General features: G+C 68.8%; 10 protein-coding genes. 2 read left to right on the top strand and 8 right to left on the bottom strand.

Features of this window, described 5'->3' with window-relative positions:
* Positions 1 to 210: 210 nt before the first annotated feature.
* The gene (gene metK / locus IE075_RS14365) at positions 211 to 1,425 is read right to left on the bottom strand and encodes a methionine adenosyltransferase (protein WP_189457793.1); all 1,215 of its coding nucleotides are present in this window, start codon (positions 1,423 to 1,425) and stop codon (positions 211 to 213) included.
* 140 nt (positions 1,426 to 1,565) lie between these two features.
* Between metK and IE075_RS14360 the strand changes: the two genes are divergently transcribed.
* Together IE075_RS14360 and IE075_RS14355 are read left to right on the top strand one after the other, a co-directional pair.
* Complete coding sequence (locus IE075_RS14360; RefSeq protein ID WP_189457792.1) at positions 1,566 to 2,579, top strand: metal-dependent hydrolase; 1,014 nt, start codon at positions 1,566 to 1,568, stop codon at positions 2,577 to 2,579.
* A 386-nt stretch (positions 2,580 to 2,965) separates the two neighbouring features.
* On the top strand, positions 2,966 to 3,556 hold the full coding sequence (locus IE075_RS14355) for a carbonic anhydrase (RefSeq protein WP_189457835.1): 591 nt from the start codon (positions 2,966 to 2,968) through the stop codon (positions 3,554 to 3,556).
* 64 nt (positions 3,557 to 3,620) lie between these two features.
* Here IE075_RS14355 and IE075_RS14350 read toward each other — a convergent pair whose 3' ends face one another.
* The 7 genes from IE075_RS14350 to IE075_RS14320 form a co-directional block, all read right to left on the bottom strand.
* Positions 3,621 to 4,460, bottom strand: a complete 840-nt coding sequence (locus IE075_RS14350) for a class I SAM-dependent methyltransferase (protein WP_189457791.1) — start codon at positions 4,458 to 4,460, stop codon at positions 3,621 to 3,623.
* Positions 4,461 to 4,676: 216 nt separating this feature from the next.
* On the bottom strand, positions 4,677 to 5,669 hold the full coding sequence (gene dusB, locus IE075_RS14345; protein WP_189457790.1) for a tRNA dihydrouridine synthase DusB: 993 nt from the start codon (positions 5,667 to 5,669) through the stop codon (positions 4,677 to 4,679).
* A gap of 108 nt (positions 5,670 to 5,777) precedes the next feature.
* The gene (locus IE075_RS14340; protein WP_189457789.1) at positions 5,778 to 6,872 is read right to left on the bottom strand and encodes a PepSY-associated TM helix domain-containing protein; all 1,095 of its coding nucleotides are present in this window, start codon (positions 6,870 to 6,872) and stop codon (positions 5,778 to 5,780) included.
* Between the two features lie 2 nt (positions 6,873 to 6,874).
* Positions 6,875 to 8,995: a TonB-dependent receptor gene (locus tag IE075_RS14335; RefSeq protein ID WP_189457788.1), complete on the bottom strand. Its 2,121-nt coding sequence runs from the start codon at positions 8,993 to 8,995 to the stop codon at positions 6,875 to 6,877.
* 91 nt (positions 8,996 to 9,086) lie between these two features.
* A complete protein-coding gene (locus IE075_RS14330; protein ID WP_189457787.1) occupies positions 9,087 to 10,049 on the bottom strand; it encodes a ribokinase in 963 nt (320 codons plus the stop codon).
* Positions 10,050 to 10,052: 3 nt separating this feature from the next.
* Positions 10,053 to 11,348, bottom strand: a complete 1,296-nt coding sequence (locus IE075_RS14325) for a NupC/NupG family nucleoside CNT transporter (RefSeq protein ID WP_189457786.1) — start codon at positions 11,346 to 11,348, stop codon at positions 10,053 to 10,055.
* Between the two features lie 85 nt (positions 11,349 to 11,433).
* The gene (locus tag IE075_RS14320) at positions 11,434 to 12,642 is read right to left on the bottom strand and encodes a GGDEF domain-containing protein (protein WP_189457785.1); all 1,209 of its coding nucleotides are present in this window, start codon (positions 12,640 to 12,642) and stop codon (positions 11,434 to 11,436) included.
* Positions 12,643 to 12,819 lie beyond the last annotated feature (177 nt).

Below are 12,819 nucleotides of genomic sequence, written 5' to 3'. Positions count from 1 at the left end.
AGGTGGATTGCGCGTCGTTCACAACTGGAGGTCCATGGCAGGCCGATGAGAGCCGGAAAGACGCCCGCGTGCAGGTGCGGGCCGGAAATGCTGGGCGCGAAGTATCGAGGTTCCTCGCTGACCAAAACAGAACGGGCCGCCCGAATGGGCGGCCCGTCGGCCGCGCCTGCGTCGATGCGGACGCAGGCGCGAGGGTGCAGCGGAAGTTTCTTACTTGATGCCGGCCGCGCTGCGCAGCTCGTCGGCCTTGTCGGTCTTCTCCCACGAGAACGCCGTCGCCGTGTGCTCCATGCCACCCTGGTCGCGGTAGCTGACCTGCTCCGGCGCGCGGCCGAAGTGGCCGTACGCGGCGGTGGCCTGGTACACCGGGTGGATCAGGTCGAGCATCTTGACGATGCCGTACGGGCGCAGGTCGAAATGCGCGCGGATCAGCTTCTCGATCTGCTCGTCGCTGATCTTGCCGGTGCCGAACGTGGTGACCGAGATCGAGGTCGGCTCGGCGACGCCGATCGCGTACGAGACCTGCACTTCGCACTTGTCGGCGAGGCCCGCGGCGACGACGTTCTTCGCGACGTAGCGCGCGGCGTACGCGGCCGAGCGGTCGACCTTGGACGGGTCCTTGCCCGAGAACGCACCGCCGCCGTGGCGCGCCATGCCGCCGTAGGTGTCGACGATGATCTTGCGGCCGGTCAGGCCGCAGTCGCCCACCGGGCCGCCGATCACGAAAATGCCGGTCGGGTTGATATGCACCTTGTTCTTCGGCAGCGCGCCCAGCCACTCGGCCGGCAGCACCGGCTTGAGGATGTGCTCGTACACCGCGTCGACGAGGTCGTTCTGCGCGATGCCCGGGTCATGCTGGGTCGACAGCACGACGGCGTCGAGGCCGACGACCTTGTGCTCGTTGTCGTAGCGCAGCGTGACCTGGCTCTTCGCGTCCGGACGAAGCCACTTCAGCGTGCCGTCCTTGCGCACCTTCGCCTGCTGTTCGACGAGGCGGTGGCTGTAGAAGATCGGCGCCGGCATGAATTCGGGTGCTTCGTTCACGGCATAACCGAACATCAGGCCCTGGTCGCCCGCGCCCTGTTCCTCGGGCGAGGTGCGGTCGACGCCCGCGGCGATGTCCGGCGACTGCTTGCCGAGCATGTTGATGATGGCGCAGGTGTGGCCGTCGAAGCCGACATTGGAATTGTCGTAACCGATGTCGTTGATGACCTTGCGCGCGAGCGCTTCGATGTCGACCCACGCGGTCGTGGTGACTTCGCCCGCGACGATCGCGGCGCCGGTCTTCACCATCGTCTCGCAGGCCACGCGCGCGCGCTTGTCCTGGGCGAGGATCGCGTCGAGGACGGCATCGGAGATCTGGTCGGCGATCTTGTCCGGATGGCCTTCGGAGACGGATTCGGAGGTGAACAGGTAGCTGGACATCGAGGCTATATCCTTGCATTCGGATAAAAGGATGGCCGCGCATGATACAGCCACGCCGGCAGCCGCGCATGGTGCCTGCACGGCCGTTAAGGCGAGGGCCACCCGGCGCCGGCCGCAAGCGCGACGGTTAGCATGCGCGGATGGATTCCCTGAGTCAGATCGTCCTCGGCGCCGCGGTCGCCGCCGCCATCGCCCCCGCCGGCCATCGCCGCGCGGCGCTGCTCGCAGGCGCCGCGCTCGGGACGCTGCCGGATCTCGACGTGCTGGTCATCAATCCGCTCACCGACGATCCAGTCGAGCGCATGACCTGGCACCGCAGCCTCAGCCACTCGTTGGTCGTTCTGCCGATCATCGGTGCGCTGCTGTGGGCATGGTTCAAGCGCTGCGGCGGGCGCGTGGCGCAGGCGCCGATGCGGTGGTTCTGGGCGATGCAGCTCGCGCTTGTGACGCATCCGCTGCTCGATGCGTTCACCGTCTACGGCACGCAGCTGTGGTGGCCGCTCAGGCCGCCGCCTGCGATGTGGTCGAGCGTGTTCATCATCGATCCGCTCTATACGATCTGGTTGCTCGCGGCATGCATCGCGGCCTGGTGGCTGCGCGAGCGGCGCGGCGCACAGAGGTTGCTTGTTGCAGGCTTGGTGCTGAGCACCGCGTACCTCGGCTTTTCACTGCTCGCAAAGACATCGGTTGAGCGCGCTGCCGATGCGTCGCTTGCACGCATCGGGCTCGCCGACGCACCTCGATTCTCCGTGCCGATGCCGTTCAACACACTGCTGTGGCGCGTCGTAGCGATGACGCCGAAGGGCTTCGTCGAAGGCGAGCGCTCGATCGTGGCCGACCGCGGGCCGATGCGGTTCCGTCACTACGCGTCTGATGTCGACGCGATGCACGCGGTGCGCGACTTGCCGGTGGTAAAGCGGCTCGCGTGGTTCAACCGGGGCTTCATGAAGGCTGAGGTCCGCGACGGCGCGCTCGTGCTGTCGGACCTGCGCATGGGCAGCGAACCTGACTACACGTTTCGCTTCGTGGTCGCGGAGCGGGTCGACGGCGGGTGGCGCGCGATTGAACCGCGTCCGATCGAATGGCCGTGGAATGCAAGCCGGCGGCTTGCATCGATGTGGCATCGCATCTGGAACGAGCCGTCAGCCCGGTGAAGCGGGGCACAGCGCTGACGCGTTAGAGGAGTGGCTCGGCTTCGGCGGGACGTATGCGGTGAATGCGGTGTCGTCCGGTTCGGCAGGGTGTCATGGCAGGATGGGGATGCACCGGCCTGAACCGCTCGGTTGTCGACGAAGGCGGTGCGCCGCTTTACTTCTGCCGCAACCGATGAGGTTCGATCATGAGCAATCCCCCTCCCGCTTCTCCGAGTCGCCGCCGCGCACTCGGCGCCGTCTGCGCCTGCACGGGTGCCGTCGCCGCGGCGCCGCTGCTAGGTGCCAATGCCCTGCGTACGCTCGCATTGGGCGCCACAGGCGCCGCTGGCGTTGCCGCGTCGGCCGCCGCGGTTGCAGCACCCGCAGGCGCCAAGACCACCACCACGATGACGGCCGACCAGGCACTGCAGCGCCTTAAAGAGGCCAACCAGGCGTTTGTCTCCGACAAGGCGCCTTCGCCTCAGCTCGACCGCAAGCGACGGCTTGAGATCGCGAAGAACCAGACCCCGTTTGCGGTGCTGGTGAGCTGCTCGGATTCGCGCGTTCCGCCCGAGGCCTTGTTCGGTCAGGGTCTCGGCGACCTTTTCATCGTGCGGGTGGCGGGCAATACGGTTTCCGCCGAGGGCCTGGGCAGCATCGAGTACGCCATCGCGGAACTGGGCGTGCCGCTGATTGTGGTAATGGGGCACGAGCGCTGCGGCGCGGTGGCCGCGGCCGTTTCCATCGTTCGTGACGGAACCGAGTTCCCCGGCGCCATTGGTGAAATGGTCGGCCCCATCCTGCCGGCGGCTATTCGCGCGCGGTCGGAAGAAGGCGACTGGCTCGACAACGCGGTGCGCCGCAATGTTGTGGACGTGGTCGAACGGCTCAAGATCTCGGGCAAGCTTCTCGAAGACCCGATCGCCGCCGGCAAGCTCAAGATCGTCGGCGCGCGTTACGACCTCGACGACGGCAAGGTGGATTTCTTCCACACCTGACGGTTCGTCCGGCCATTCTCCCTGGCGGTCCCAGGCCCCCAGCGGCTTGCCCGCCAGGAATCGGTCAGTACACGACGGCCCGCGCCTGCACGAACGAGTAGAAGAACACCGCATTCGGGTCGTTCTGCACCTGCTGCATCTCCTGACGCACGCCGGCGACGATCTCCTCGGTGACCTTGCCTTCGGCGATCAACTGCTCGGCTGCCGACAGCAACAGCTCTTGCCAAAACGCGATCATCGTCTTGCGCTGCGCGGGCTCACGGTTGTCGAAGTGGAACGTCTTGATCTCGGTCTGCACGTCATGGAAGCCGCCGGCCAGCAGCAGGTTGCCGAGCTTCGCGCCGACGAACGGGTCGCCACCGGAGTCGATCTGGAAATCGTTGAACGCCATCCAGTAGCGCCAGACGTTCGGCGAGTACGGGTCGAGCAAGAACGAGGCGTTCATGACCTCGGTGATGTACACGGGCGCGCCGGGCGCGAGCACGCGTCGCACCTCGCTGAGCACGCGCGCGGGCGAGGGCACGTGCTCGAGCACCCAGCACAGGAACGCCGAGTCGAAGCTGCGCGGCTCGAAGGGCAGGTCGCTCGCATCCCCCTGCTGCAGCGAATAACGGCCCTCAAGCCAGGCCATGCCGCCCAGATGTTCGCGTGCGGCATCGAGCTGGGCGGCGTTGAGGTCGACGCAGGTCGCGTGCAGGTCCGGGAACCGGCGCAACAGAATCTCGGTCTGCGCGCCCACGCCGCTGCCGACCTCGAGCAGACGACGGGCACCGCTGTAGTCGACGTTGCGAAAGATGGTCGACTCGGCAATGCGCGCCTGCCTGCGCAGTCGGGCCTGCTCGGTCGGCGAGAAGCCGTGCAGGTAGGGCATCGAGGGTGTGGACGGGGCGGTGGCGTCGGTCATGGCGTTGCAACTGCAAAGGGACAAGAACAAATACGCGGACGGCGGCCATGACGGGCCGTGCCGCACTGCATGCAGGATGCGGCGACGTGCGTCGATGCCTGTCCTCACAGGCGCATGGACGCCGCGCAGCACAGAAGGCTGCTTCAGGCCACTTGGCGCGGGAGACGCTTCAGTCCATTGCTGGAGGCAAAGCGCTGGCGCTCGCCCGGTGCTTGCTCACGCCGCAACCGCGAGCGGCTCGCCGGCGATCAGCGCATCGAAATACTCGCGCGTGAGCGCAAGCTGCGCCTCGGCCGTTTCCGCGCGGTTGACGACGGCGCGGAACGCCGCGTTCTCCGGGCGGTCCTTTGCATACCAGCCCAGGTGCTTGCGTGCGATGCGTACGCCCGAGACTTCGCCATAGAACCCGTGCAGCTGCTCGAGGTGGCCGAGCAGCACGTCACGCACCTCGTCCAGTGTCGGCGGTGGCAGGTGCTCGCCCGTAGCCAGGTAATGCGCGATCTCCCGGAAGATCCACGGCCGGCCCTGCGCCGCGCGGCCGACCATGACCGCATCGCAGCCGGTGTAGGCGAGCACGGCCGCGGCTTTCTCGGGCGAGTCGATGTCGCCGTTTGCGACGACCGGGATCGACAGCGCGGCCTTTACTTCAGCGATCGTGTCGTACTCGGCCGTGCCGGTGTACTGCTGATCGCGCGTCCGACCGTGCATCGCGAGCGCGGCAATGCCGGCGCTCTCTGCGATGCGCGCGATCTCGAGCGCGTTCTTCTGGCCCGCGGCCCAACCGGTGCGGATCTTCAGCGTGACCGGCACGTCGACCGCGCGCGCGACGGCCTCGCAGATGCGTGCGACGAGCGCGGGCTCGCGCATGAGCGCGGAGCCGGCCCAGGCATTGCAGACCTTCTTCGCCGGGCAGCCCATGTTGATGTCGATGATCTGCGCGCCGTGCGCGACGTTGTAGCGCGCGGCCTCGGCCATCACCTCGGGCACCGTGCCGGCGATCTGCACGCTGATCGGTGCAGGCTCGCCGTCGTGGTCCATGCGGTGGCGCGACTTCGCGGTGTTCCAAAAGCGCGGGTCGGACGTCGTCATCTCCGACGCACACAGCCCAGCGCCGAGGCGTTTGCACAGCACGCGGAACGGCTTGTCCGTGACGCCGGCCATCGGCGCGAGGATCACGTGCGGGGCGATGGTGTAGGGGCCGATGCGCATGGCGCGCATTCTACGGACGGGCGTCGGGCCCGGCTGAATGCAAAGGGCGACCGTTGTTCCGGGACGGTGCTGCGCCGGCGCGACCGGAAGCCCGGGCGCGCGAATACGTCACTTGCCGCGACGGCGTCGCCAGTACAGAAAGCCTGTCGCTAGCAGGAAGGCCGGCAGCAGGCCGGTGAGCGCCGTCAGCCACTTCATCACGACCCCGCCGACCGAGCCGATGTGCAGCGGATAAATCGCCTCGGTCATGCGCGCGCCCAGCCGCTGACCGGTCGCGTCGTGGACGAGCAATAGCCCGCGGCCGGCACGATCCACGTGCACCGTGCTGCGACCGTTTGGATGCCATTCGCCGACGGCGCGTGCGCGAAACGACACCACGTCGTTGTCCTCCGCCGGCGCGCCAGTGCGGGTGAGCTGCGCGCCGGGCAACGCGGCCTGCGCGCGCGCCAGCACGGCTGGCCAGTCGACGTCGGCGCGGCGTGCGTCCTGCGAGGGGGCCGCGGGCGTCTCACCGCCGCCGAACAGCGAGGTCAGTAGGGCGCGTGCGCCGTCGTGGTAGACCATGCCGACGCCGGTCAGCGTCGACAGCAGCAACAGCGGCGTCAGCACGACGCCCGCGCTGCGGTGCCACGTCAGCCAGCGCCGCGTTGGCGGGCCGCGGAACACGCGCAGTTGCGCGCGTATGCGCCCGGGCTTGGGCCACCACAGGTACAGCCCGGTCAACAGCAGGCCGAGCGAGATCCAGCCGACGATGCCGAGCACCGCCTCGCCGGTTTCGCCGCCGAGCAGGTGCGCGTGCAGTTCGAACAGCCACGCGATCACGTCGTTCTCCGCCGAGCGTTCGAGCAGCAGGCGGCCGTCATCGGGGGCGAACAGCCGCTCGCGGCCGTCGGTATAGAAGCCCGTCCAGACCGGCCGCTCCGCATGTGGCAGGTGCACGCCTCGAAGGCCCTCGCTGCTTTCGCGCGCGAGGATGCCGGCGAGCACCTCGCCGTCGATGCGCGGCTCGAACGTGCTGAGCTGCGGCTGCTGCCAACGCAGAATGTCCTCGCCGAACACGAGCACCGAGCCCGACAGGCCGATCACCGCGAACACCGTGCCGACGCCTAGGCCCACCCACAGGTGCAGCCATGCGAGCAGCGCACGCACACGCTGCCGCAACGTGGCGCGCGGGATGGCTCGCGGCGCGGCGACGGCGACCATGCTCAGAACCGGTTCGACCAGCCGAGCGTGAGCACACGACCGCGGCCCGACACGTAGTCGCGGTTCGACGGCGTCGTCTGCGAGTAATACGTCACGTACTGGCGGTCGAACAGGTTTTCGACGCCGACATTCAGATGCCCGACCGGCAGCGCGATCCGGGCCTGCAGATCGAAGGTGGTGTAGCCGTCGAACGTGGCCACCTCCTGTCCCTCGCTTTCGAAGCCGCGATCGAACGCGTGGCTGGCCTGGAGGCGTGTCGACACGTTGGTCGTCCACTGTTGCTCCCAGAACCCGGTTGCGCGGTCGGGTGCGATGTCGGCGCCGGACAGGTCGCTTTCATACCAGCCGTCCGGATTGCGCTCGGGGATGCCGTCGTAGCGACCCTCCGCCGCGGCGTACGCGATGCCGACACGCGTGGCCTCCGACACCTGAAGCGCCGCATTCGCCTCGACGCCGCGGATCTTCGTCGGCTCGCGTCGCACCTCGTAGCTGCGCGAATCCGGGTTGTAGTCCAGGCGCGAGCCGAACTCCGCATCCGACCAGTACGCGGCCACGTGCACGAGCCAGCGGCCGTCGTCGTAGTCGAGCCCGACCTCGCGGTTGTCGGCGATGACCGGGCGGATGTCGGCAAGCGTATCGACGCGCTCGCCCGGCCGGCTGATCGCGCGCAACACGCGACCGATGTCGGCCACGGTGTAGCCCTCGGCATACGAGGCGTAGAGCTTGAACGCGTCGTTGACGTTCCAGATTGCGCCGAGGTTGCCGAGCGTTTCGCGCGTGCGCGGCGAGCCGCCTTCGACGCGCTGGCTGCCGTAGATCGGAAGCGTGGTGAAATCGTCGACCTGCAATTCGGCGCGCTCATGGCGCACGCCGCCGATCAGCGCGACCGGGCCGAGCCGGTATTCGGCCTGCACGAACGGCGCGACCGATTCGTACGTGGTCTCCGGCACCCAGTTCAGGCCGCTTTCGATGAGCTCCTGATAGGTCGTGTCGCGCTGCGCATCCAGGCCGAGCATCACGCGCAGCGGCAGGTCCGCAATGTGGTCGCGCGACCAGGCGAACTTCGCCCCGAGCTTGCGGCTCGCGTTCTGCGACTGGTCGAACCAGTTCGGGCGCGAACCGTCCTGGAAAAAATCCCGCCAATAGCTGCCGCCATACAGCGCCGCGAAGTCGAACCAGTACAGCTGCGCCTGCAGGTAGCCGCCGGCGAACGCGTTGTCGGTGTAGTCGAGCGAGAGGGAGTCGGCGCGGTTGCGCGGACCTTCGCCTTCGGGCTCGCCGCGCACGGAGGTCGCGGTGATGCCGCGCACGGCATCGCCGTCGACCGAGACGTAATCGTTGTGGCCCTGCAGCTCGAAGTGGTTTGCCGTCAGTTGCAGGCGGCGCTCGTCGTCGAGCCGCCAGCCGACCTTGGCGAACAGGTTGCGGCTGTGCGCGTCCATCGTGTCGCCCTGCACGCCGTTGACCGCGATCGCGCGGCCGTCGCCGTCGTAGTACAGGCCTTCCTCGGCGATGGAGGCGCCGGCAATCAGGTCGAACGCGCCGCGACGCGTGCCGAACAGCACCGAGCCGCGCACGGAGGTGCCTTCGTCCTGGCTCGGCAGTGCGGTGCTGCCCGCAACCGCCACGTCGACGAACGTCGCGCCGTCCTGGCGCGGTGCGCGCTTGGTGATGATGTTGATGATGCCGCCAGACGCGCCGAGCCCCTGCAGCGCGTTCGCGCCGTGGACGACTTCGATGCGCTCGATCATCGCCGGGTCGATCGTGCGTGAATCGCGGGCGCCGTCGCGCAGCGGCGTCGACTGCGGCACGCCGTCGACCATGTAGAGCGGCTGTCGACCGCGCAGCGACTCGCCGCGGCTGGTGAGCTTCTGGCTCGACGGCGCGAATGCGGGGATCAGGTTCGCGAGCACTTGCGAGAGATCCTGCGTCAATGTGAGCTGGCGCTCGAGCTGCTCGCGGTCGATCACCGTGATCGTGTTTGGCAGTGCGGCCTCGGAGTCGGGCAGCCGCGACGTGCTGGCAGAGACGGTCACGCGGTCGAGGTCGGTGGCGTCTTCGGCGCGCGCGGGCGATGCGGACAGGGCGAGCAGAACGGCGCAGCAGAGCAGGGAGCGTGACATCGAGGGGCCAGCAGTGAGCGGGCCGTCATGGTAATGCGAACCATTCGCAAATGTAATGGTCGGGTTGGCCGTTGTGCACGACAGGCGTCGCTCAGTCGCCGAAGCGGGCCTGAACCTGCGCGGCCGTCGGCATTGCTACAGCCGCGCCGGCACGTTCCGTCGACAGCGCCGCGTAGCGGTTCGCAAAGCGCAGCTGCTCGTTCAACGAACACCCCGGGCCGAGTGCGATCGACGCGGCGAGCGCGCCGTTGAACGCATCGCCGGCGCCGGTGGTGTCGATCGCGTCCGCGCGCTCGCCGGGCACACGGGCATGCTCAGCCTCGCTGACGCGTCGTGCGCCGTGAGACACGAAGCAACCTGCTGCGCCCAGGGTCACCACCACCGTCCCGTGTGGCAGCAGACGGCGGCACAGTGCGTGGAGCGTGTCGTCGCCGAGCGCGGCGATGGCCGTCGCGTCGATGCGCTCCCCTGCATGGGCATCGAGCAGCGCTGCGAATTCCGTTTCGTTCGGCGTGATGACGTCGGCGAGCGCGAGCAGTTCGGCGGGCACCGCGACGTTCGCCGGCGCCGGATTGAGCACCCTCACCGCGCCGGCCCCGCGCGCGATGCGCAGCGCCTGCGTGATCGCGTCGAGCGGGGATTCGAGCTGCACGACGACCACGGCCGCCCGTGCGATCACGGCACGCTGCGCATCGACGAACGCCGGCGTCAGCGCCGCGTTCGCACCGGGGCCGATCACGATGCTGTTGCCGCCGGCTTCGCCGACGAAGATGCCGGCGGTGCCGGTCGGCGCGTCGCTGCGCATGTCGTGCAGGGCAATGCCGTCGTCGTGCGCGAGTGCGCGAGCGAGTGCACCGCCCGCGTCGTCACCGAGCGCGCAGATGAAGTCGGTCGGCGCGCCCGCGCGAGCGGCGGCGATCGCCTGGTTGAACCCCTTGCCGCCGGGGCCGCTGCGGTAGTCCCCCGCGAGCGTCTCACCCGGCCGCGGCAGCGACGCCGCGACCCAGACGTGGTCGACGTTGAACGAGCCGACGACGGCGACGCGCCCGGTCATGGCTCAGCCGAAGTTCGTGAGCACGCCGGCGATCGTCGCCGTCATGAGCGTGGCCAAGGTACCGCCGAGCACGGCGCGCAGCCCGAAGCGGGCAAGGTCCTGACGCCGCTCGGGCGCCAGGCCGCCAATGCCGCCGATCTGGATCGCGATCGAGCTGAAGTTCGCGAAGCCGCACAGCGCGTACGTCGCGATGAGGCGGGCCTGCTCGCTGAGCACGACGCCCGGCGTCTTGCCGTTGACGATGTCCGCCAGCTGCAGGTACGCCACGAATTCGTTGAGCACGATCTTCTGGCCGATCAGGCCGCCGACGATCGTCGCGTCCTGCCACGGCACGCCGATGAGCCAAGCCACCGGTGCGAGCACGTAGCCGAAGATCGTCGCCATGTCGGTCGGCTTGCCGATCGCGGCGGCGAGGCCGGTCGCTTCGCCGATCGCGGTCAGCGGCCAGTTCAGCAGTGCGATGAGCGCAATGAACGCCAGCAGCATCGCGGCGATGTTGAGCGCCAGGCGCAGGCCGTCGGCAGCGCCCGCGGCGGCGGCGTCGATGACATTGCTCGTGGTCTTCTCGACTTCCATCTTGACCGTGCCGCGCGTGAGCGGCGTGCCGGTCTCGGGGATCAGCAGCTTTGCGACCACCATCGTGGCCGGCGCGGCCATGATCGAGGCTGCGAGCAGGTGCTTGGCGTAGAACGCCTGCGCCACCGGGTCGCCGCCGCCGAGCATGCCGACGTACGCCGCGAGCACACCGCCCGCGATGTGGGCCATGCCGCCGATCATCATCGTGATGAGCTCAGATTCGGTCATGCGGCCGATGTACGGACGCACCGTGAGCGGCGCCTCGGTCTGGCCGATGAACACGCTCGCACACACGCTCGTGGTTTCCGCGCCGGACACCCGCATGACCTTGGTGATCGCCCAGGCCATCGCGCGCACGATCGCCTGCATCACCCCGAGGTGGTACAGCACGCTCATCAGCGCCGCGAAGAAGATGATCGTCGGCAGCACCTGGAACGCAAAGATGAAGCCGTAGCGCGGGATGTCCATCAGCCCGCCGAAGATGAACGTGCTGCCGGCGGAGACGAAGCTGAGGATCTTCACGAACCCGTGGCCCAGCGCGTCGAACACGTCGCGGCCGCCCGGCACGAGCAGCACGAGCGCTGCGAACGCGATCTGCAGCGCGATGCCGGTGCCCACGAGGCGCCAGTCGACCGATTTCTTGTGGCTGGAAAACAGCCAGGCGATGCCGATCAGCACGGCAAGACCGAACAGGCCGAAACCGACCCGACTCAAAGCTTCCACGGAATGTCCCCTGCGGCGCGCGGCCGTGCGTCAATCAAACCGGCGCAGAATACCGCGCCGCGGTCGCGCCAAGGCGTGCGCGTGCTCAGCAATCGCGTGCGACGACGCGGTTGCGGCCCTCGCGCTTGGCCTGCTGCAGGCGCTGGTCAGCGCGGCTCAGCAGGCTGGAGAGGTCAGTGCCCTCGTGCGGGTAGCCGGCCAGGCCTGCGCTGAACGTCACGCGCATGAAGTCGGCGCCGCGATCGAGCTCGAACGGGCGGCCGGCGACCAGGCGCCGAAGGGCATCGACCCGCTCCCACGACGTCCCGATCGGCTTGCGCATCACGAGCACGAATTCCTCGCCGCCGAGCCGCACCAGCCATTCGCCAGGTTCGGCGCCATCACGCAGCACGCTCACGACATGGCGCAGCACCCGGTCGCCAACGTTGTGGCCGGCTTCGTCGTTGACGCGCTTGAAGTGATCGAGGTTGATGAGCGCGAGCGTCAGGCTGCCGCCTTCCTCGCGAGCAGTGCGAAGCAGGCGCGGGATGCGATGCAGCAGCCAGGTCCGATTTGGCAGGCGGGTCAGGCCGTCGGTGCCGGACATTTCGACGAGCCGCTGCATGCGGTAGACGACCATCGCCGTGATCAGCGTTCCCGCGGCGAGCAGCACGAGCCGCTGCAGCTGCGTGGCCCAGGTGACGATGCCGTGCTCGCTCGATGCCAGCGCCTCGGCGGGCGTCGACACGAGCGCGAATGCGGCCAGTGCGCCGTACTGGAGCAGCACGAGCGCCCCTGCGAGCAGGGTCGTGCGGCCGTCGCCGCGCAGCGCAGTCAGCAGGATGGCGAGCAGGTAGCCGCACCAGACGACGGGGTTGTTGAGCGCCGCGGGCACGTCGTGCGCCGCGATGACCACGAGCACCGCGCTGGCGGCGGTCACGTCGAATGCGGACGTCGCGAACGGCAACCAGCGGTATCGACGCGAGCGGCGCGCGAGCGGCAGCCAGATCTGTGCGCAGACGTTGACGAGCACTGCGCCCGCGAGGCCGATCAGCGTGCCGCGCAGGGTGCCGCCGCCGAGCATGTTCGCCAGCGGCAACAGCAGGAGCAAACCGGCGATGACCGCGCGCAGCCGCGCGACCAGCAGCTCTCCGCCTGCGCCCACCTCGAGCATGATCTCGTCCGGCCGCGCGAGCAGCGAGGCGATCGCGTCGGACACCGGCACCTTTGCCGAATGACGCGGCTCGTCGAACGGCCCGCGTCGCACCCGGCGCTCGTCGCTGCGATCGGCCGGGTCGCCCGACACGCGCGTCACGCCCCGCTCCGTGACAGGCGATGCGGACGCGCGGCGTCGGCGGCGGGGGGCAGGTCAGGGGCGGCGCTCATCAGGCCGGCATCGTAGCCTGCGGGACTTGCTGCGGTTCGCGACGTGGGTCGGAGCTTGGCAGTGCGCCGCCTCGCTCCATCGTTTGATGGCGCGAGGCGAGGGGTG

It is taken from the genome of Cognatilysobacter bugurensis, assembly GCF_014652095.1.
GTDB lineage: Bacteria > Pseudomonadota > Gammaproteobacteria > Xanthomonadales > Xanthomonadaceae > Cognatilysobacter > Cognatilysobacter bugurensis.
This window is presented reverse-complemented; position numbering and strand designations above follow the sequence as displayed.